At 65.8% G+C, this 18,950-nt stretch carries 15 protein-coding genes and 1 pseudogene; 8 read left to right on the forward strand and 8 right to left on the reverse strand.

Annotated elements, in window-relative coordinates; genetic code table 11:
• Positions 1–109 precede the first annotated feature (109 nt).
• Both AB0L82_RS36915 and AB0L82_RS36920 read left to right on the forward strand, forming a co-directional pair.
• Positions 110–385 carry a GlsB/YeaQ/YmgE family stress response membrane protein gene (locus AB0L82_RS36915; RefSeq protein ID WP_364647586.1) on the forward strand — a complete coding sequence of 92 codons (276 nt, stop codon included), beginning with the start codon at positions 110–112 and terminating at the stop codon, positions 383–385.
• Positions 386–498: 113 nt separating this feature from the next.
• Positions 499–996, forward strand: a complete 498-nt coding sequence (locus AB0L82_RS36920) for a hypothetical protein (protein ID WP_364647589.1) — start codon at positions 499–501, stop codon at positions 994–996.
• Between the two features lie 590 nt (positions 997–1,586).
• Here AB0L82_RS36920 and AB0L82_RS36925 read toward each other — a convergent pair.
• The 4 genes from AB0L82_RS36925 to AB0L82_RS36940 all read right to left on the reverse strand — a co-directional run bounded on the left by AB0L82_RS36925 (position 1,587) and on the right by AB0L82_RS36940 (position 6,591).
• The gene (locus tag AB0L82_RS36925; RefSeq protein ID WP_364647592.1) at positions 1,587–1,943 is read right to left on the reverse strand and encodes a hypothetical protein; all 357 of its coding nucleotides are present in this window, start codon (positions 1,941–1,943) and stop codon (positions 1,587–1,589) included.
• Positions 1,936–2,241 carry a hypothetical protein gene (locus AB0L82_RS36930; protein ID WP_364647594.1) on the reverse strand — a complete coding sequence of 102 codons (306 nt, stop codon included), beginning with the start codon at positions 2,239–2,241 and terminating at the stop codon, positions 1,936–1,938. Before AB0L82_RS36930 ends, AB0L82_RS36925 begins: the two co-directional genes overlap by 8 nt.
• Positions 2,242–2,322: 81 nt before the next feature.
• Positions 2,323–2,958 (reverse strand): HIT family protein, encoded by a 636-nt coding sequence (locus AB0L82_RS36935; RefSeq protein WP_364647597.1) that lies wholly within the window; start codon positions 2,956–2,958, stop codon positions 2,323–2,325.
• 246 nt (positions 2,959–3,204) lie between these two features.
• Positions 3,205–6,591: a BTAD domain-containing putative transcriptional regulator gene (locus AB0L82_RS36940; protein WP_364647600.1), complete on the reverse strand. Its 3,387-nt coding sequence runs from the start codon at positions 6,589–6,591 to the stop codon at positions 3,205–3,207.
• A 665-nt stretch (positions 6,592–7,256) separates the two neighbouring features.
• Between AB0L82_RS36940 and AB0L82_RS36945 the strand changes: the two genes are divergently transcribed.
• Together AB0L82_RS36945 and AB0L82_RS36950 are read left to right on the forward strand one after the other, a co-directional pair.
• The gene (locus tag AB0L82_RS36945) at positions 7,257–7,631 is read left to right on the forward strand and encodes a hypothetical protein (RefSeq protein WP_364647603.1); all 375 of its coding nucleotides are present in this window, start codon (positions 7,257–7,259) and stop codon (positions 7,629–7,631) included.
• Positions 7,632–7,678: 47 nt separating this feature from the next.
• Entirely contained in the window at positions 7,679–10,213 is a 2,535-nt protein-coding gene (locus AB0L82_RS36950) for a LuxR C-terminal-related transcriptional regulator (RefSeq protein WP_364647606.1), read from the forward strand.
• A gap of 9 nt (positions 10,214–10,222) precedes the next feature.
• Here the strand turns inward: AB0L82_RS36950 and AB0L82_RS36955 are convergent, their stop codons facing one another.
• The gene (locus AB0L82_RS36955) at positions 10,223–10,558 is read right to left on the reverse strand and encodes a hypothetical protein (RefSeq protein WP_364647609.1); all 336 of its coding nucleotides are present in this window, start codon (positions 10,556–10,558) and stop codon (positions 10,223–10,225) included.
• Between the two features lie 41 nt (positions 10,559–10,599).
• Positions 10,600–11,010, reverse strand: coding sequence for a hypothetical protein (locus tag AB0L82_RS36960; protein WP_364647612.1), 411 nt, complete (start codon positions 11,008–11,010; stop codon positions 10,600–10,602).
• Positions 11,011–11,234: 224 nt separating this feature from the next.
• Between AB0L82_RS36960 and AB0L82_RS36965 the strand changes: the two genes are divergently transcribed.
• The 4 genes and pseudogenes from AB0L82_RS36965 (at position 11,235) to AB0L82_RS36980 (ending at position 15,741) form a co-directional block, all read left to right on the forward strand.
• Positions 11,235–11,609: an SHOCT domain-containing protein gene (locus tag AB0L82_RS36965; protein WP_364647615.1), complete on the forward strand. Its 375-nt coding sequence runs from the start codon at positions 11,235–11,237 to the stop codon at positions 11,607–11,609.
• A complete protein-coding gene (locus tag AB0L82_RS36970) occupies positions 11,609–12,931 on the forward strand; it encodes a hypothetical protein (RefSeq protein WP_364647618.1) in 1,323 nt (440 codons plus the stop codon). The genes AB0L82_RS36965 and AB0L82_RS36970 overlap by 1 nt, the downstream gene beginning before the upstream one ends.
• 20 nt (positions 12,932–12,951) lie before the next feature.
• Entirely contained in the window at positions 12,952–14,784 is a 1,833-nt protein-coding gene (locus tag AB0L82_RS36975) for a glycoside hydrolase family 15 protein (RefSeq protein WP_364647621.1), read from the forward strand.
• 247 nt (positions 14,785–15,031) lie between these two features.
• Positions 15,032–15,741, forward strand: a pseudogene (locus tag AB0L82_RS36980) (hypothetical protein).
• Positions 15,742–15,830: 89 nt separating this feature from the next.
• Here AB0L82_RS36980 and AB0L82_RS36985 read toward each other — a convergent pair.
• The gene (locus AB0L82_RS36985) at positions 15,831–17,447 is read right to left on the reverse strand and encodes an amidohydrolase (RefSeq protein WP_364647624.1); all 1,617 of its coding nucleotides are present in this window, start codon (positions 17,445–17,447) and stop codon (positions 15,831–15,833) included.
• Positions 17,444–18,856 carry an APC family permease gene (locus AB0L82_RS36990; RefSeq protein ID WP_364647627.1) on the reverse strand — a complete coding sequence of 471 codons (1,413 nt, stop codon included), beginning with the start codon at positions 18,854–18,856 and terminating at the stop codon, positions 17,444–17,446. The genes AB0L82_RS36985 and AB0L82_RS36990 overlap by 4 nt, the downstream gene beginning before the upstream one ends.
• Positions 18,857–18,950 lie beyond the last annotated feature (94 nt).

Consider the following 18,950-nt stretch of genomic DNA (forward strand, 5'->3'; position numbering starts at 1 on the left):
CCGCTTGGACAGCTCGTCGGTCACGGCCGAACATCATGCAGCACACGCCATCACGACACGCTGGAAACAGAATTCAACGACGTGAGACACGGTCTTAGGAGGAGGACACATGCTCACACTCGGTGTGATCGGCTGGATCATTATCGGCGGGCTGGCGGGATGGCTTGCCAGCAAGCTCATGAAGACGGACGCGCAGATGGGGATTCTGCTCAATATCGTGGTGGGGATCGTCGGCGGACTGATCGGCGGATTCCTGCTGCGCGGATTCGGGGTGGACGTATCCGGTGGCGGACTGCTGTTCAGCCTGCTGACCTGCCTGATCGGCGCGGTGATCCTGCTGGGGATCCTCAAGCTCATCACCCGCAAAACAACTGGCGCGCGATGAAATCCGGCACTCGATAACGGACCGCGCACTATGTGGGTAGGCACATCGCGCAGGTGAGGCGCGTCGGCAGACCCGCACAGGTTGCTGCCGAGCAGAGGGAGTAGACCGGATGCATGATCAACTCCGCGCGCGATCGGTCTGGTTTCCGGGTACCTCGTCGATGGGCAGACATCGACGAATCTCGTCGCGGCATCGTGCTGGCCTGGGTGGCATTCACCGTCACCTTCGGTGGGGCACGACTGGTGACCTGGTTGATCCAGATCGATCCGAAGAATGTCGGCAACGTCTCCGCGGGAGGCACCCACCTGCATCACTACCTGTGGGGGATCCTGCTGCTCGCGGGCGTCGCCATCTTCGGCATGGTCGACCGCAGCCCACGCGCCCGCACCTGGATGGGCCTCGCCCTGGGTATCGCCCTGGGACTGATCGTCGACGAGGCAGCGCTGCTCATCACCCTGAAGGACGTCTACTGGCAGACCGCGGGCTGGCCGAGCATCGCCATCGCGCTGACCCTGATCGGCCTGGTCGGTTCCGGAATCGCCCTGACCCATCGCGGCTCGGCAACCACTGACGACCGCACTGAATCCGACGCCGCTGACAGCCGATCGTGACCGCTCCGACCTCAGAACAGCCTGCTTGCGTCGGGATGATGTAAACCGACGTTGGCCTAGCGGTGACCTTGGATGCCTACGATGAGAACCGTGACCGCTGTCGCGGTGTCGCCCACAACGTCGTCGGTGCTCCCGCGCTTGGTCGGCCTCGATGTCGCCGCCGTGGTGAGTTGAACTCCCAGCCTGCTCGGTGAGATGAGCATCGGGCAAGCAATCGATCGGAGACCGATTTCGTCATGGCAGCAGATCCCTCACATTCGCGCGATACAGCTCCCGATACCCAGGCCGCACCGCGTCGGCGTACGCCTGCGATCGAGCCCGAGGATGAGGCGCCGGTAGTTCGGTGGCCCGAGCCGAGTCGTCTGGAATCGTGGTGGAACGCGATCATGCATCACACGCAGCCGCCCGCGACCACCACCTGATTTTTCGATCCGTTCGAGGTTTAGAACGCGCCGATCTTGGTATGCGGTGATTGTCGGCGCAGCCGCGACCCGTGTGTCCGAGCCGATACGAGGGTTCCGCTCTGCGTGTACTCCTGGGACGCGGGGCGGGACCCTTGTCCAATCCGCTGTCCCTGGGATTCCCGACGCTCAGGCGGCGTCGCCGGGGCGGTGCGACAACCGTGCCAGCGCCTCGTCGATGGCCTGGGTCGCGATGGTGCGAACCTGCTTGAGCGACACCATTTCCGGTTTGTCACCGTAGGCGTTCTCGAGATCCTTCTCCGCCAGCCAACGGAAATACTGACTCTTGGTCATGCCGAGTTCGGCCGCGCGGATCCCGACCCGCAAGTCCAGGTCCTTGGTCAACTTCACCGACCGCGGTTGCATGCGATCCTCGTTGCCCGGCTCGGGCGCAGTCGCCGGAGCAGTGCCGCGCTGCACGCGCGCCAGCAACTGCGCCATCTGCTCGGGGGTGACGTCATCGGTGTGGGTGGTGTTGTCAATCATTGCTGGCCTCCCACTTGGCGAGTTCGGCGATTTCGGTGCTGGTCAACGGACGGACATCGACGATATAGAAATCGGGCGGGGTGATTCGGCCGGTGACCTGGACGGCTTGTCCGTCGTCGGTACGCATCCACAGCTGGTACATCACCCACCCGGTCGCGGGGTCATGTGCGGGCTCGCCCCATGCCTTGGCTTGACCGGCGAGCCATCGACGCATCAGATCCTTGGCCTGCTCTGGCGTGAGACCGACGCCGGCATTCCTCATCATCTGCGCGAGCGCGTAGTACAGGTGGATAGCCACTGGCTGAGACTACCCAAGAACACAATGAGACTACCACGGTGGCTCATTGTCCGAAATGCTGTGGCGAATATGCCTCAGGCATCACGTGACGGTCGGCGACTCGAGGTGGTTGCGCAGCCGTTCGGCGTAGTGCCACCGCGCGTCCGCGGTTGCCATGTCCGGCAACGGTTGCGATCCGTAGAGATTGTCGTCGCGGTATCGAGGGAAGACGTGCACGTGGTAGTGCCACACATCCTGGCCGCCGTCGGGCTCGTTGTGCTGACGCGTGGAAACGCCGTCGCAGTTGTACGTGGCCCGCATGGCGATGGCGATCTCGCGGACCACATCGTGCACGGCATATCCGTATTCGGGCGGCAGGTCGTAGAGGTTCTCGTGGTGCGCGTTGGGTATCACCAGTACGTGCCCGCGATTGTTGGGCCACCATCGCGAGGCCGTGAACGCGGTGGCCAGCGGTGTGCGCAGCACGATGTCACGCGGACCGTCGAGCGGCGTCTCGCCGCCATCGAGCAGAAAACAGAACGGGCACTGATAGCCGGTCGGCTCATGGTTGTGCACGTCGACCAAAAGTACTGCACCGCTGACTATTTCACGATACATTCGCACAGCGCTGCCGCCGATGGCGTACGACGTCATGGGTGTGGATTCGATCGGCACCACGATCGGCGCGAAAGCCTTGCCTGAGCGCAGGATCCGTTGCGCATATCGTGCCGACCTCACCGAGGGACAGATGTGCCTGCCCTGCACCGGTGACGTCGGTGTCACCCGTCGGGTTCGAGCTCCCGCCCGGTGCCGAGATCACCCTTAGATTCGTGTCATACGGTCCAGCGATGCGCAAAACATGCTGAACACCAGGCGATTCCGCTCGCAGCGCGGCGTCGATGCGCGGATTTCGAAGCCCCGTCGCGCCTCGGGAACCGATGGTCGGCGAGATATGCGCGCTCGGACCGGGTTACGCGGTCGAGGTCAGGCGGGGCATTCGCATCGTGGGTCGGTGCCGCTCCCTCGGGTCGAGCGCCAGTTCGATCGTGCTGGTGATTCGCCTGTATCGAGCTCGCGATGGGCGCGGGTGAGTTGGGTTTTCGCGCGGGCGCGTAGTTTGGCGGCGCTTCTCCTATCGCCCATCAGATCGGCCAGGTCGGCAAGTAATGCGTCCATGGGGCCGAATATCGCCGCGCCGCTGTCGAATCCGATCAGGGTTCCGGAATACGGCGTGAGGGCGGCGTAGAGTTCGGGGGCGGACTCGAGCGCGCCGAGTTCGACCGCGGCGTGGGCTCGGAATGCCGTCATGAGTTGCGGGTAGAAGTCGGTGCGAATGTGCGGGTGCCGGTCGAATAGTGTTCGCGCGCGCTCCCAATCCCCCGCGTGCAGTTGGGCGAGTATGTACACCTGCGCCACCAGGTCGGGCTCCACGCGGTACAGCGCGTCGAGTTGCTCTGCCAGCGGGGAGATATCGCCGCGCGCCCAGGCCACCACGAGTTCGCCGAGTAGCAGTAGCTCGCTCTCGTTGGCTACGCCGGATCCGGCGATGCGGACGCCGAATTGCCGATAGCCGGCCTCGGCCGCGTCCAGATCGCCGCGGAGCACGGCGGTGACGGGCGAGAACGCCGAGAGTGTGTCCAGCAGGGGCCGCAGCTGTGCGGTCGACGCGCATTCGAAGGCGCAGGCCGCGTGCAGGCGCGCGGCGGCCACATCGGCGGCGCGGCAGGCGGCGCGGAAGCGCAGATAGTGTGCCAGCGCTTGATATTCGAAAGAGCGTGCCGCGCGCGCGGCCCGCAAAAGGTCATCGGCGACCGTCTGCCAATCCTCGAACATGGCGGGACCGGTCACGGTGAACGCCAGCGCTGCCAAGGCCGCGCAGAGCAGTTCCCCATCCCCCGTCTCGCGCGCCAGATCGACTGCTGCGCAAGCGCGTTCATGCATTCTGCGGACATTGCCCTCCACCTCGGACTCATGCACCAGTGCGATCAGCAGTCGGCAGCGCTGTGATGGCTCCGTGGACCGAGTCAGGGCGGACTCCAGCGCGATTCGGATTCGGGCGTCGGGGTGCCGCCAATCTCTGATCGACCAGAGCACCGGCGATCGCCAGCAGGTGAGCGCCTCGACCACCGCCGCCGGATCGCTCAGCGTTTCGGCGACATCGAGCGCCCGCAGTCGGGCGGCGCGCGCCGCGGCGGTCCGGCCGTCCCGTGCGAGCGCATCGGTGAGCGCGCACAGCGCCTCGAGCAGATCGACGCCGTCCCGTTCCTCGGACCGTCCGGCCAGTTCGTGCAATTCGACTGCGGCGCGCCATAATTCGGCGGATTCACGCCACTCCCCCTGCTGATCGCACAGGCGAGCGGCGACCGTGACGCTCTCGATGGCGTCCACGGCGGTCGCGCGGGTGGCTCCGCGGAAGGCGTGCCGTGCGCGCAGTCGCGGATCATCGCCCCGCGATGACGGCGTCGGGAGTCGTATCCGTAGCAATTCCACTGCCGCACAATGCATTCGATGCCGTCGCAATGGAGATATGCTGTCGTACAGCGCCTCCAGGGCAAGCACATGACAGAGTTCTATCCGCCCGTCGGCATTGAACCGCACCAGCCCCACCGCGGTCGCGGCCTCGACATGATCGACGATCTGTTCGTCGGCGATACCGGACAGCGCGGCGAGCGTCTCGACATCGATCGCACGACCCCATACCGCGATATGTTGCAATACCGTCCGCACCTCCGGCGGCAACTGCTCGATCCGCTCGACCAGCAACGCGCGAATACTGGTCGGCATCGACTGCCGATCTCCCTGTACCGCAATCAATTTGGACAGCTCACGAATGAACAGCGGATTGCCGCCAGTCCTTTCGTGCAATGACCGCACGGTGTCGCAATCCACCGACACCAGACCGGCGTCCCGGGCGATCTGCCGCGTGCCGGACAAATCCGACCCGGTCAGCTCCAAGCGTTCGCTGACCCGGTCCGCCAGCACCGCCTCGGTCGCGCGCACCGCCGAAGTGAGTTCGCGATCGCGAGCGGTAACAATGATCAGCACCGGCTCATCCTGCAACCAGGTCACCAGCTGCCGCAGCACCTGCAGGGTCGCCGGATCGGCCCGGTGCACATCCTCGAGTACCAGGACGACCGGCCCGCCGCGCACGAGTTCTCGGCAGCGCAGGCTCACCGCCCGCACGATCGTGAAGGGGTCGACCGACTCGAACAGATCGACCGGCTCGCCGCCCAGTCCACTGAGCAGTTCGGACCACGGCCACGCCGGTGGAGCGCCGTCGACATCGGGACACCGCCCGCCCGCTGTCGCCCACCCCTGGGCGGCCAGAGCTGTCGACGCGGCTGCCGCGAGGGTCGTCTTCCCGGTGCCGATGTCACCGGTCAGCCACACCAGGCGCACTCCGGCGTCGCGGGCCTGCTGCGCGGCGGCGATGATGGCCGCGAACTGCTGCGGATAGCAACTGGTGCCCTGCTGCGGCAGCGGCGATATGCGAGGTTCCACGGGCTCGAGATTCGTGCGCTCGGCGACTGTCGAGGCGGGAAACCGGGTGCGCGACCGGGTCTCCGGCACCAGCTCGCTTTGCCGGTCGGTCGGGATGGTCTGACCGAGAATCGCGAATTCGAGTTCATTGAGTTTGGCCCCGGCGTCGATGCCGTATTCGGTGCGCAGAAAATCCCGGGTTCGGCGCACCGTTGCCAGCGCCTCGACTTGCTGTCCGAGGTGATATTGCGCCAGCGCGAGTAGCCTCGCGGTTTCCTCGCGGCCCGGAAATTCCTCGATCTGACGACGCAGCGTGGTGACCACTTCCCCGCAACGGTCGAGTTCGAGTGCGGCTTGCGCCCGCATCTCCATCGCGCTGGCGTGCAGATCGGTCAGCCGCGAAACCTCCGAGGCCGCCCAGGACGCATCGGCGAAGGATTCGAAAGCGGCGCCGTGCCAGCATGCCAGCGCCTCCCCGAGAATTCGATACCGTTCCACCGGACCGGGACGATCGGCCGAATCATGAACGCGCTCTTCGTATTGCCGCATAAGGGTCTCGAACTGCCAGGCATCGACATTTCCGGAGTCCAGTCGCAGCGCGTATCCACTGCCCTCGGAGACCAGAATTCGAGCCGGCGTCCGGGGTCTTCGGTTCGGCTCCAACACCCGCCGGAGATTATGGATTTGGACCTGGAGCGCTGATGGCGCATGCGGTGGCGGGCGCCCCTCCCACACATCCTCGACCAAACGATCGGCACCGAGGGTTCGGCCCCCAGCCAATACCAAACGGCCCAGGATCGCCTGCTGGCGTCCGGCCCCTATCCGTGCGGTCCGGTCGCCGAGCACGACTTGCAGCGGACCGAACACTCGCACCTTCGGTTCTGTAATCACACTGCGTTCCCTTCGATCTCCACGCTTTCGGTCACGCTTTCTCAGACAGTCGTCGGTAAATTACCTCCGGAAAACAGTCTTGACAAATCATCGACACACCTTGATGTGTCATGAAAGCCATTGACTGTCAACCCAATTGGCGTATCACGCTGGTATCTCGGCGAATCCGCACAGCCGACACGCCTGATTCACCGACCCCGCATCGAGGATCCGCCGGCACCGTACGCACCGTGTTTGAACTGCACGTACCACCGCGATGCGGGCCAGCACCCGACAGCCGGTGCCGTCCACCGGTCGCCATACACCGGCCGTAATCCCATATGCCCGTTCGGCGGGGGCGGGGGATGAAAGATCCCCGGCGCGGCTTCCCGGCACGCCGCGTAGTTTGTCCATGCCACTCGAGCACCTCCGACTCGGAACACCCGTCCACCACATCGGATTACTGGAAGCTCGAAATCGCTCCGCGGCGGGCGGTTCGCCCGGCAGAATCACACCGGCGCTGCCGCAACTGTATTCACAGAATCCGTCGGTGTCGTGACGCGACAGAATCACAAGATCGCATCGAAACGAATGTGAAGTCACGGGGAAGTCACGAGTAAGCAATCGGAAAGTGCTCCGATGGACAATCGGCGAAACGTATTGCCACACATCAGGAGTTGAACAGCATGAATATATCGCCGAGCAGCGAATTCGACCGGGATGTTCGCGTGAAAGACTCGCTGCGAAAGCTTCCAGATTCGCAGCAGCACGCCGTACTGACCGGATTACTCGGCGTCGCCGAGCGCGTGATGGAGTTGACCGGCTACCTGCTCATTCCGGCTCCTTCCGATTCCCCTTCGGAACTGGACCTTTCCGCACTCTCGGAGCCGAGTGTGCCCGGTCTGTATCGAGACCGGGATGGCGATATCTGGGAGCGGACCGCGGACGGCTGGCGCCTGCGCGTCCAGCAGGGTGTCCAGGTCAACGACGCGTGTCCGTGGAATTGGATCGACGGTCACGTCCATGAGTACGGCCCTTTCTCCTTTATGTCGTCGTACTGAATTCCGCACCCACGCACCGTTATCCCGATCGAATCGAGGCAGGGACGATGACCGATTCATTCACCCCCATCGCACGCCCCGAGCTCTACGGCACATTCGACGCGGCGGTGCGATCCCCCGTCGCACATGTACTGCGGATCTGTGCCCCCGCCGGCACCGGTAAGACCCTGCTGATCGCGGACTGGCTGGGCAATAGGTTCCGCCGATCCCACCCCGATGCGCGCATCGGATGGCTGACCGTCACCGGCGCGAACCGTGATCCGGCCGCCTTCACCGGCGCACTGCGGCATTCCCTCGGCCTCGATCCCGATACCGGCGGATCCCTCGGTTCGGCGCTCGGGGCGGCGGAGACCGAACAGCACACCGTACTCGTCATCGACGACGCCCACGAGATTATCGATCCGAAAACGGTCGCGGTCCTCGAGAACGTGCTCAACAACGCCCCCGCGAACCTGACCACGGTCCTGGCCTCTCGCGGCGACCCGCCGCTGCGCTGGCACACCGTGGAACTTCGCGGTGGCGTATCGCGTTTGTACGCAACAGATCTCGCGCTCAGCACCGCGCGCGTGCGTGAACTGTGCGAGCACCACGACTACCGGCCCGCCGACGGCGAACTCGCCACGCTCATGCGTCTGACGCGAGGCTGGCCCGCGCTGGTGCGCATCGCGATCCGGCATTTGGCAGCGCATCACGATCGCCCGACCGCACTCGCCGAACTGGCCCTGGTTCCGCCCGCGATCGCGGATCTGTTCACCCAGGACATTCTGGAACCACTGCCCACGCACATCCGCCGGTTCGTAACAGTCACCAGCGTGCCCGATCGGTACACCGCGGCGCAGGCCGAATACCTCACCGGCACAACGGCACAGCCGATTCTGGACGAACTCGTGCGCCGCGGATTCCCGATGCGGCGCACGGCGCGAGCGGGTGAGTTGTGGTGCGGCTATCACCCACTGTTGCGCGCGCATCTGCTCGCCGAACTCCGTCGCGGCGGCTCGCGTGCTGTCGCCGAGCTGCACGCGCGCACCGCGGAGTGGTATCTGGCGCACGGGTTGACGATGTCGGCGCTACCGCATCTGCTGCGCGCCGGTGAGCCCGCGCCCCTGCATCGATTTCTGCGTGATCGAGCGTTGCCCGTGGTTCTCGAGGGCAACGGCCCCGGTCTTTTCCAGCAGATCGAGCACAGCAGGCCCGAGCTCGCGGGGGATCCGTATCTGCGGGCGCTGCGCACGGTGGACGCGCTCGAACGGCACAGTATCGCCACCGCGACGGTCCAGCTCGATCTGCTGCTGCGCCGCCGCCCCGGTGCTTCCGCCACGATCGTCCCCGATCCGTGGCTCACACCGCTGGCCCTGGCCACGACCGCCGCGATCACCGTGGCGACCGGTGCCGAATTGGCTGAATTCCGTATTCCACCGCGGCTTCCGACCACCGGGCAGTCCGATATCGACAGCTACACCGCTATCGAGCTCGGCACCATCATGATGGCGCGCGGCGATATCACCTCCGGCGATCAGCATTTCCGACGCGCGCTCGCACTGGCGGACTCCTGCGGCAACGCGCGATTGACCGTACGCGCGGGCACGAGACGCGCCGTCGCGGCCGGACTGGGGGGCGCGGTCGGGCGCATGCGCCGGCACGCCGACGCCGCCACCGACCTGGCGGTCACCCACGATTTACTCGACTCACGTGACGCCCGGCAAGCCGCTGCGCTCTCGGCGTTCGCCGAATATCTTTGCGGTGCAACTCATTTGGATCGAGATCACACCGGCCCACGCCCGGTCGTGGGCGACGCGCCGACCGGGGGCCGGTACGCGGAGCTGATGTGGGGACTGATCGCCTTCGACGATACCGAGGACAAATACGATGCGGCCGAGGCGCTGCGACGCGGACTATCGGTGCTGCTGCACCGGCCGCCGTCACTGCCCTCCGCGGTCGGCCGACTGGTACCGCATGTGGTCCGGGTGCTGCTCGAGGTCGAGGCCGCGCACTCCGCCCGCCTGATCGCCGAACAGGCGGGCGCGGTGCTCGGCGATACGGTCGATATCGTGCTTGCCCGCGCACTGAGCCTGGTGCACGATCACCCCGCGTCAGCTCGTGCGCAGGTGGAACCGCTGCTCGACACCGAGCATCCGCGCCATCCGGTCAGCATGGTCACCGCCTGGGTGGTGGAGGCGAGCGCACAGGCGGCGCTGGCGAATCCGGCCAAGGCGCGCGCGGCGATCGCGACGGCCGTACATCGCGCCGCCCCCGATCATCTGGTGCGCCCGTTCCTCGACGTGCCCGGCGCCGGCGCGCTGTTGGACACGCACTCGCGAACCTTCGGGCACGACAGCGACTTCGCCGATGTCGTACGCGGACATCCGGCCATCGGCCGCGAGAACACCGTCGCGCACCTGACTGCCACCGAATTGACGGTGCTGCATCAATTACCCTCGGGCCGGACCGCCCAGCAGATCGCCGAAATGCTGGGCGTATCGATCACCACCGTGAAAACACACCTGCGCGGGATCTACGCCAAACTCGGCGCCAATTCCCGCGCGGGTGCGCTCGATCTCGCGCGGCGCACCGGGCTGCTCTGAATGTCCGCGTTATCGAATATGGTTGATGTACAACACATGTTGGCCCGCAGCGGGCAGACGCACCGCAGGGTGTGGATCTCGCACGGGCCTGGGTGAGCCGACGATGCGCTTCACCACGGCGACCGCCCGCAACAGCGCTCCACGCCACGTCATCCGGGGGCGTGCCGGACCGAAATCGCTTGCGGCCCTGCGCTGATGCGCACGCGGCGATCGAGCCCAGCGGCGCGCCGCCATATCCAGCACCTCGATCACAACGGTGATCGCGATGAGCGCGTGCACGCCCTCGAGCGTGCCGGTCAATCGCAGCGCCTGCAAGATCAGAGTTGCCCAGAGTACCAGGCGCACAACAGTATCCGCACGGGAGCGCCGACTGTCCGGCGCTTGCGTCAGGCCGCTTGGGTATGCCATGTCGCGACCGCCCAGATGACCACCACGTCCAGCACGATCACCAGAATCGACCACGCCGGGTAGTACGGCAGGGACATGAAATTGGCGATGATCGACAGCGACGCCACCGCCATGGCCGCGACACGACCCCACGCGGTCCCGCTCATCAACCCGATTCCGGTGAGCACCAGCACGATTCCGGTCACGATGTGGATCCACCCCCACGCGGTGGTGTCGAACTTGTAGATGTACTCGAGCCCGACGAAGTACAGCTGGTCGGCGGCCACCGCGGAGATGCCCTGCAACATATCGAGTACGCCGACGGTCACCAGCAGTATCGCCGCGGCGACGGCTCCTCCCGGCGTGCGCTGCTCGCGCACCACCTGATCGCTGTCTGCACTGAGTGTCATGGTCTACCCCTTCTCGACTGTGATGGGTGCCCCTCGAACCTGCACCGCCACCGCCACCGCGCGCCTCCTCCGATTCGGATGAGCGCGTGCCGGGCGGGGACTTGGTTCCGGCGCGCGGAGCGGACTTCATCCGCTGCGTAGGAGGAGATGCCACAGCCGCCGTCGCAAGGTCGAATCCGTATCACCCGTCGCGGGAAAGTCCGCCGCACAGAAGGGTTTTCGCAATGTCGTTCTGGGACATAGTGTGGTTCATCGTTCTGAGCTTTCTGTTCTTCGCCTATCTCATGCTGCTGTTCTCGATCCTGGCGGACCTGTTCCGCGACAGCGGCGTCTCGGGATGGGTGAAGGCCATCTGGGTGCTCTTTCTGCTGTTCTTCCCGTTCGTCTCCGCGCTCGTCTACCTGATCACCCGGGGGAATTCGATGGCGGCGCGATCGGCCGCGGAAGGGATTCGACGCCAGGAACAGCAGAACGATTACATCCGGCAGGTCGCCCGCGCGGACACCACCGCGCAACTGTCCGATGCGAAGAAACTGCTGGATGAAGGCGCGATCAGCGCTGAGGAATTCGCCAGCATCAAGCGAATGGTGATCGGCTGATGGACGCCGACGGCTCGCTCTCGGGTGATGAACGTGCCGAATTGGACCGACTACGCGCCGCGGTTGCCGCCGAATCGCACAGCGGCGGGCAACTACTGCGCTGGAGCGCGGTCGGTATCCTGTTGACCCTCACCGCGATCGTGCTGCTGGGCACCGTGACCGCGCGTTTCGCCCGCAGCGAGATCTTCGATACCGATCGCTATGTCGCCACCGTGGCACCGTTGGCCTCGGATCCGGCGATTCAGCATGAGCTGGCGGACCGGCTCACCGAATCGATTGTGACGCATGTGGATATCGCGGGGATGACCACCCAGGCGATCACGGCGTTGACCGACAATGCCGCACAGGTGACCGATCGCCCGCGGATCGCCGCGGCGTTGAACAATCTGCCGACGCTGGTGGCCTCGCAGGCCCAGTCGTTCATTCACCAGACCGCCACATCGGTGGTCGGCAGTGATGAATTCGCGCAGGCGTGGACCGCGGCGAATCGGCTGGCGCATGAGGCGCTGGTCGGCATCGTCACCGGGGATACCCGACCGGGGGTGCAGGTCGACGCGGATGGCACGGTAAGCATTGCGCTGCAACCGATTCTGGCGACGGTGCGCGAGCGGCTCGATGAGCGCGGGTTCACTTTCGCCGATCGCATTCCCGATGTCGATGCGCGGTTCGTGCTCTTCGAGGACACCCAGTTGCCCAAGGCGCAGCGCATCGTGCGCTTCCTCGACCGCGCAGCGACCATCCTGCCGTTGATCGCGGCAGGCGGACTCATCGGCGCTATCTGGTTATCGCCGAGGGGATTTCGACTCCGGGGGCTCGCTTTGGCCGGGCTCACGGGCGCGTTTTCCATGGTGATGCTCGGGATAGGGCTGGTCATCGTGCGTGGCCTGTACCTCGAGGCGATACCGCCGGACACCGTCTCCCCCGATGCGGCCCGCGCCATGTTCGACACGGTGGTCGCTCCGCTGCGCACCAGTATGCGTGCGGTCGCGACCCTGTGCCTGTGCACCGCGCTGGGTGCCTATCTGGCCGGTCCATCACCGTCGGCGCGCACGGCGCGCGCCGACGTCCGGCGACTCGTCACCGCCCTGACGAGTCGCGGACAAGACCGCAAGCCCACCGCCGCAGCGCGATTCGCCGCACGCCGGCGCATACCCCTGCGCATCGCCGTGCTCACCCTCGCGGCGCTCGCAGTGCTGTTCTGGCCCTATCCCACCGCCATGGTCGTGGTGGGGATAGCGGCGATCGCGGGACTCTCGCTCATGGTCCTGGAGACCCTCGCGCAATCCGTACCGACCGATCGAACCCCGGTATCGACAACATAATTCACCCGAGGAGCCGAATCATGACCCGTTACCCCGCCATTGCCGACCACGGCCTGATCGGCGATCTGCACACCGCCGCGCTGGTCTCCACCGACGGCACCATCGACTGGTTCTGCTGCCCCCGTTTCGATTCCCCGAGCGTGTTCGGATCGCTGCTGGATCAGCAGCGCGGCGGCCACTGCCGGATCCGGCCCGCACAGCGGCCATTTCGCACCCAGCAGATGTACTTCCCGGACACCGCCATTCTGATCACCCGATTCATGACCGATATCGGCACCGGCGAGGTTATCGATTTCATGCCGCCCGCGGGCCGCGACAGCACCGAGACCCATCGCATCGTCCGGATGCTGCGCTGCGTGCGCGGACGCATCACCTTCGAGATCGACGTCGCCCCGCGCTTCGACTACGGGCGGCGCTCCCACGCCACCCAAATCACGCCGGACGGAGCGGTTTTCGATGCCGGTGACACCGCGCTGACCCTGCACGCGGTGCGCGAACCCGAGGACCCCCGGCTGGCACAGGTCCAGATCTCCGAGGACAACGCGCTGCACGGTCTGCTGCCATTGCGGGCCGGACAGGTGCGCGGATTCGTCCTGGAATCCGGGGTCGCGCGCAGACCGCAACCGATTCGCGTCGCGGAGGTGGAGCGCATGTTCGACGATGTGGTCCGCTTCTGGCACACCTGGGTATCGCATTCGACCTATCGCGGTCGCTGGCGCGAGATCGTGCACCGCTCCGCGATCACCCTCAAGCTGCTGACCTATGCCCCGACCGGTGCGATCGTCGCCGCCCCGACCGCCGGGCTACCGGAACAGCTTGGCGGTGAACGCAATTGGGACTATCGGTACACCTGGATCCGAGATGCCTCGTTCTCGGTTTCGGCGCTGCTGGGGCTGGGCTTCACCGTCGAGGCCACCGACTACGCCACCTGGCTGCGCGGACGCTATCAGAACAAGGACAGCCGCCTGGAAATCATGTACCGCGTTGATGGTTCGGCGGATCTGAAGGAGGAGACCCTCGCGCATTGGGAGGGCTATCGCGGCTCCCGTCCGGTCCGCATCGGCAACGACGCGTCGGGGCAACTCCAACTCGACATCTACGGCGAGCTGCTGGACAGCATCGACGCCGCCGACCGGCGCGGGTTGCGCATCGGCCATCAGGGCTGGCAGCGCGTCACCGAACTGCTGGATTGGCTGGTCGACAACTGGGACCAACCCGAGGAGGGCATCTGGGAAACCCGCGGTGGCAGAGCCGATTTCACCTACGGCCGCCTGATGAGCTGGGTCGCCTTCGACCGTGGCATCCGCCTGGCCGAACGCCACAGCCTGCCGTGCCCCATCGACTCCTGGCGCGAGCAGCGCAACCGCATCGACGAACAGATCTGGGATCGCGGCTGGAACGAACATCGCCACGCCTTCGTCCAACGCTACGACTCCGAGGTCCTGGACGCCGCGCTCCTGCGCATGGCACAGGTCGGTTTCATCGCACCCCGCGACCCCATGTGGCTGTCCACCCTCTCGGGCATCCGCCGCGAACTCGTCACCGACAGCCTGGTCCACCGCTACGACCCCAGCGCCTCACCCGACGGGCTCGAGGGCTCCGAAGGCACCTTTTCGCTGTGCACCTTCGACTACGTCAACGCCCTGGCCCGCGCGGGCAACCTCATCCAGGCCCGCGTGGTCTTCGAGAAGATGCTCACCTACGCCAATCACCTCGGGCTATATGCGGAGGAAATCGCCCTCACCGGTGAGCAATTGGGCAACTTCCCCCAGGCCTTCACCCACCTGTCCCTCATCGACGCGGCTCTGACCCTGGACAAGGCGATGGACGCGAGCCCGCAACCGGTGAGCTGATTCCCGGCTGTTCATTGGTGAAATTGGTTGCCGCTGGCGCCGACGCGATCGTGCGGCGGCGCTCTCGAGCCGCGGATACCCTCTGCTTTCCTCACCTCGCAGCGTTAATGATAACGATTGTCATTATTGTGAAAATCCCGTAGGCTCGCCCACCGCCAGGGTTCGGCCGAAAGGTCCTGCGAGCCAAGGCCGACGCCGTCACCTGTGCGACGTCCGCGACAACCGATGAGGAATTCGAGGTCAATCGATGGGGTATGCCGCCCACCGCTCTGTGCTGTCCACCGCGCTCGTGCTGACCGCCGCGTGCGCCACCACCGCGACCGCCACTGCGGGACCCGTGACCGCCGAGGCGCCGGTGAACTACACCGCGACCGTTGACCGGACGAGCACCACCATTCGAACCGACGCCGGTTCCCTGGCTGCGGACAACGGCACTTTCACCATCAGAGCGGCGGACGGCACCGTACTGGGCGGCACCGAACTCGCCTTCCGCGTCGACGATTTCGTCTTCCCGATCGCCGCACAAATCACCGACCGCACCGCCACCCTGACACCCTGACACCCCAATTCGATCTGGCGCACGCGACCTACCGCCCGATCGCTCTCCCCTTCGAGAACTCCGCGCCCTGGAAATCCGAGTACGACCGCGAACAGGCCGCTTGGAGCCGCATGACCAGCACCATCGGCATGGGAGCCACCATCGGCACCCTTGTCGGCGGCATCGGCGGCGCAGCCATCGGCTGCCTCATCGGCGGCATCGGCGGAGCCACCCTCACCGGCGCCCTCACCGCCATGTTCGGTGCCCTGCCCGGTGCCCTCGTCGGCTGCATCGCGGGCACCGCCGCCATCGGCTTCCTAGGCACCCTCGCCGGCCAACTCTTCGTCACCGCCCCCACCGCGATCCTCGCCGCCGCGCAATACTTCACCACGATCAATTCCCCGATGCCGGGCAAGTGATTTCACGGGGTACCGCTGGTCACCGCCCCCTGATCGGCGACCAGCGGTACCTCCCCGCGCACGACGTCCCGTTGCAGTCCGGTCGTTCTTCAGTTGTGCCGGTGAGTGATTCGGCCGGTGTTCACCGTCAGGGCGATGGGGGCGTCGGCGAGTTCGTCCGGCGGGGCCTGGAGGGGGTCGACAATGAAGGCGGTGAGGTCGGCGCGCATGCCTACGGCTATCCGACCGGTCAGGGCGGATTGGCCTGCGGCGGTGGCGGCATGGGTGGTGTAGCCCTCGAGGGCCATGAGGGCGGAGAGGGATTGTTTGGGGCAGACCGGTTCTATGTCGGGGTGACCGGCGGGGCGGCGGAGTTGGGCGTCGGCGAGGATGGCGCGCGGATCATACGGGGCCACAGGCCAATCCGAGCCGAGGGCCAGGGTGCCGCCGTTGTCTCGGATGTCGCGGGTGCGGAATGCGCGGGCGGCGCGTTCGGGGCCGAGGCGGGTAGACCAGTTGTCGGTGTGGTCGGCTCGGGTGTAGTGGGTGCAGTGGGTGGGTTGCATGCTGGCTACCACGCCGTGTTCGGCGAAGCGGTGGACCAGGTCGTCGGGGAGCGTTTCGATGTGCTCGATGCGGTGCCGGGCACCGCTGGGCGGGAGGGCCGCGAGGGAGAGGGTGTCGAGCGCGTAGCGGACTCCGGCGTCGCCGATCGCGTGGGTGACAATGGGGACGCCGTGTTGAGCCAGATACATTGCGGCGCGGCGGTATTCGGCTGGGTCGGGCCAGAAGGGGGCGGTGGATTCGCCGTGGGTGTCGGGCTCGTCGAGCCAGGCGGTGCCGCCGTCGATGGTGCCGTCCATCATGAATTTCACGCCGTCGACTCGCCAGCGGCGGCCGCAGGTGGATTGGAGTTCGATGATGTGATCCAGGGTCGCGCGGTCGCTTCCGGGGAGACAGAAGGGGGCGAAGCGCAGGTGGATCGGGAGGTCGCGGTCGGATTCGAGGTCGAACATCAGGTCGCTGCTGTCGCCTTCGAAATCCATGGCGTTGGCGGCGGTGATGCCGACTGCGGCCATGCCATCGAGAATGGCGCGCAGGCGAATTCGGCGCGATTGGGTGGATTCGCGGGGCAGGATCTCGCGGACCAAGGCCATGGCGGCGGGTTCGAGCAGGTGTCCGGTGGGGGTGCCGGATTCGTCACAGACGATGCGGGAGTGCTGTGCGAACTCGCGCGGGCCGGTGATGCCCGCGCGGCGCAGGGCTTCGGGGCTCACCAATGCCGAATGGGCGTCGAACATTTCGATGAATACCGGGATGGATGATCCGATGGCCGCCACGATGGGGGCGTGGGTGACCGGGAGGTCGCCGAAGACGTTGGGGTCCAGGCCCCAGCCGCGGATCCAGCCGTCGATGTCGATGGATTCACTTGCCCTGCTGAGAGTTTCACGCAGAGCTTCGAGGTCACGAACCCCGGACAGGTCGGTGCCGTAGGTCAGGTTCAGGCCGGTGACCGGATGGATGTGGCCGTCGATGAGTCCCGGTGTGAGAGTTCCGTTTCCGAGGTCGATGACATCGGTGGCCGCGCCGCGCCAAGCTCGGGTGTCGGCCTGATTGCCGACGGCGACGATATATCCATCGGCGATGGCCACCGAGCGCGCGCCGGAACCTGCGCCGTCGAGGGTGTGAACTGTTGCGGCGGTGATGATCATATCGGCCGTTGTCATAGGGCTGTCTCCTTGCGTTCGAGGGCAATTGGGGTCGCGGTGTCGCGGTCTTCGCCGAAACCGCCGATGGCGGCATAGGCGGTGGGGCGGTATCCGCGGAACCAGACGGCGGCAGCCGCGCCCAGGATCATGACGAAAGGGACCACACCGATGAGAATGGCGTTGGTGGTGCCGGTCGTGGCGGTCGGCAGGTTGATGTACCAGATCACCAGGAACAGGGCGATGCCGAGCGCTATCGCTCCGAGGGCGGCGGCGATGACCCCGGCGCGCTCGACCGAGACGGCCTTCTTCCTGACGAAGTACGCCACCACGGCGATGGCCGTAAGTGCTTGCAGGGCAATTACTCCCACGATCCCCGGGGTATTGACGAAGATCAGCAGGCGGCGGTACGGATCGGCCTTGGCAATCGCGAAGCCGATCACGATGACCGCCGCGAGCACGGTTTGCAACGCACCCGCCCGGCTGGGCGACTCGAGCGTGGGATGGGTCCGGTCGAGCCATTTCGGCAGCACGCCATCGCGGGCCAGCGACAGCGTGTACCTGTTGATCGCATTGTGAAAGGCGATCTGCGAGGCCAGCGCACTGGTCACGATCAGCACGGACATCACATCCGATGACCACACCCCGACATATTGTTCGATAGCGGTGAAGAACAGCCCGGCCGTGTCCTGCTGTGCGGCCGCTTGGACATTCGCATCGCCGAACGCCTGCACGATCGACCACACGATGAAGCAGTAGAACAGCGCCATGAACGCGACCGCGAAATACGTTGCGCGCGGGATGGTTCGGTCGGGTTTACGAGCTTCGGCGCGGTAGACGGCGGTCGACTCGAATCCCATGAACGCCGCGAAGGTGAAGGACAGCACCCCGGCCATACCGGGGCCGAAGGCCGCATCGGGGGTGAACGAGGTGAAGGTGATGCCGTTCGCGCCGCCCTTGACGACGACCGATACAGCCAGCACCACCAGGATCGCGGTTTCGGCGATCAGCAGCACGCCCAGGACTTTCGCCCCGACATCAACGCCGCGGCGGCCGACGAACCAGACAATCGCGATAGCGCTCGAGGCCAGTATCGGCCAGTCGACCTGGATGCCGAACAGCCGGTCGATGGCTGCTTGGGTTTGCACCGCCATCAGCCCGTATACGCCGATCTGAAGCGCGTTGTAGGACACCACCGCCAGCACACCCGAGGCCAGACCAACGGTTTTCCCGAGCCCGAGGGTGATGTAGCTGTAGAACGCCCCCGCTCCCCCGATATGGCGGGTCATGGCCAGAAATCCCACCGCGAATACCGCGTAGATGACCCCGGCGGCCAGATAGGCGATGGGCGCGCCTGGTCCGGCAACCGCCAAGGCCAGGGGGGCCACCCCTGCCATGACGGTCAGCGGCGCTGCCGCGGCAATCACCATGAAAGCAATTCCACTGGCCCCCAGGGCATTTCGTTTGAGACCGTCACCAGGACGGTCTGCAGCCATCGACTGATCGAGTGAAGACATAGGCGGG

The sequence above is a fragment of the Nocardia sp. NPDC052001 genome (genome assembly GCF_040680615.1).
In the GTDB taxonomy this organism is placed as follows: domain Bacteria; phylum Actinomycetota; class Actinomycetes; order Mycobacteriales; family Mycobacteriaceae; genus Nocardia.

Coding starts and splice junctions, on each gene's coding strand:
- AB0L82_RS36920 (WP_364647589.1), top strand. CDS start 499: ATGATCAACTCCGCGCGCGATCGGTCTGGTTTCCGGGTACCTCGTCGA.
- AB0L82_RS36950 (WP_364647606.1), top strand. CDS start 7,679: ATGACCGATTCATTCACCCCCATCGCACGCCCCGAGCTCTACGGCACA.
- AB0L82_RS36975 (WP_364647621.1), top strand. CDS start 12,952: ATGACCCGTTACCCCGCCATTGCCGACCACGGCCTGATCGGCGATCTG.
- AB0L82_RS36925 (WP_364647592.1), bottom strand. CDS start 1,943: ATGATTGACAACACCACCCACACCGATGACGTCACCCCCGAGCAGATG.
- AB0L82_RS36985 (WP_364647624.1), bottom strand. CDS start 17,447: ATGACAACGGCCGATATGATCATCACCGCCGCAACAGTTCACACCCTC.
- AB0L82_RS36965 (WP_364647615.1), top strand. CDS start 11,235: ATGTCGTTCTGGGACATAGTGTGGTTCATCGTTCTGAGCTTTCTGTTC.
- AB0L82_RS36970 (WP_364647618.1), top strand. CDS start 11,609: ATGGACGCCGACGGCTCGCTCTCGGGTGATGAACGTGCCGAATTGGAC.
- AB0L82_RS36945 (WP_364647603.1), top strand. CDS start 7,257: ATGAATATATCGCCGAGCAGCGAATTCGACCGGGATGTTCGCGTGAAA.
- AB0L82_RS36960 (WP_364647612.1), bottom strand. CDS start 11,010: ATGACACTCAGTGCAGACAGCGATCAGGTGGTGCGCGAGCAGCGCACG.
- AB0L82_RS36990 (WP_364647627.1), bottom strand. CDS start 18,856: ATGGTGATTGCCGCGGCAGCGCCGCTGACCGTCATGGCAGGGGTGGCC.
- AB0L82_RS36915 (WP_364647586.1), top strand. CDS start 110: ATGCTCACACTCGGTGTGATCGGCTGGATCATTATCGGCGGGCTGGCG.